This window comes from Microbispora sp. H10836 (assembly GCF_012999525.1).
Lineage (GTDB): Bacteria > Actinomycetota > Actinomycetes > Streptosporangiales > Streptosporangiaceae > Microbispora.
This window is the reverse complement of the sequence record NZ_JABBWU010000060.1, coordinates 1-1430: the sequence shown is the minus strand read 5'-3', so window position 1 is coordinate 1430 and position 1430 is coordinate 1. Positions and strand designations below refer to the sequence as shown.

The following is a 1430-nucleotide window of genomic DNA, read 5'->3' as shown; positions in this document are numbered from 1 at the left end:
GGTGACGTCCCCTCGGGTGGTGTAACTCCAAGCTGTTGATGCAAGCCCCGGACACGGGGCGAGCCATCGTGTGACGGTCAGCGAGTTCCCGACCAAAGGTTCTCGCGGAGGACACCACACGATGGCTCTGGACCAGTCTGCCCTGCTCAACCTGCTGGAGTCTTTGAAAGCCGCCGACGCCGACGACGTCATCCGCCAGGCGCTGCAAGCAGTCCTGCAAGCGCTCATCGAGGCGGAGGCGACCGCGGTGATCGGCGCCGCCCCTCACCAGCGCACCGAGGCCCGCACCAACCAGCGCAACGGCTACCGCGACCGGCTGCTGACCACCGCCGCCGGTGACCTGGAACTGAAGATTCCCAAGCTGCGGTCCGGGTCGTTCTTCCCCTCGCTGCTGGAACGCCGCCGCCGCATCGACCAGGCGCTGTTCGCCGTGGTCATGGAGGCCTACCTGCACGGGGTGTCCACCCGCAGCGTCGATGACCTGGTCAAAGCCCTCGGCGCCGAGACCGGGATCTCCAAAAGCGAGGTCTCACGCATCTGCGCCGACCTGGACAGCGAAGTGGCCGCCTTCCGCGACCGGCCGCTGTCCCACACCACCTTCCCCTACGTCTTCCTCGACGCCACCTACTGCAAAGCGAGGGTGAACCACCGGGTCGTCTCCCAAGCCGTGGTCATCGCCACCGGCGTCAGCATCGACGGCCGCCGGGAGATCCTCGGATTTGCCGTCGGCGACTCTGAGGACGGCGCGTTCTGGACGGCGTTCCTGCGCTCGCTGAAAGCCCGCGGCCTGACCGGGGTGCAGCTGGCCATCTCCGACGCCCACGCCGGCCTGGTAGGTGCACTGCGGGCGGTCTTCCTCGGCGCCTCCTGGCAAAGGTGCCGCGTCCACTTCATGCGCAACGTACTCGCCCGCGTACCCAAGGGATCAGCGGAAATGGTCGCCGCGGCCATCCGCACCATCTTCGCCCAGCCCAACGCCCAGACCGTCCGCGCCCAGCTTGCCACCATCGCCACCATGCTCGGCCGCCAGTTCCCCGCCGTGGAACAGATGCTCCTGGAGGCCGCCGACGACATCACCGCGTTCGCCGACTTCCCCGCCCAGCACTGGAAGAAGATCTGGTCGACCAACCCTCTGGAACGGCTGAACCGGGAGATCAAACGCCGTTCCGACGTCGTCGGAGTCTTTCCCAACCCCACCGCGCTGGGCCGCCTGGCCGGCGCCGTCCTGGCCGAGCACCACGACGAATGGCAAGTCAGCGACCGCCGCTACCTCTCCGAGGGCTCCATGACCCAACTCACCGCCCCGCCCGCAGACGATCCGGCCGAACCCCTGGCGCACACCGCCTTGGCCGCGTCATAGTCACACCAACCCACAACTCGCCGACCCCACACGATCAGCTGCGAGTTACACCACCCGGCGGGACATCACC

The 1430-nt window shown here is 67.8% G+C and carries 1 protein-coding gene; it reads left to right on the top strand.

Translation table 11 applies throughout. The annotated features are described in order from the left end of the window. Nucleotides 1–121: 121 nt before the first annotated feature. Nucleotides 122–1360 carry an IS256 family transposase gene (locus HHX30_RS40225; RefSeq protein WP_169989199.1) on the top strand — a complete coding sequence of 413 codons (1239 nt, stop codon included), beginning with the start codon at nt 122–124 and terminating at the stop codon, nt 1358–1360. The last annotated feature ends 70 nt before the right edge of the window (nt 1361–1430 follow it).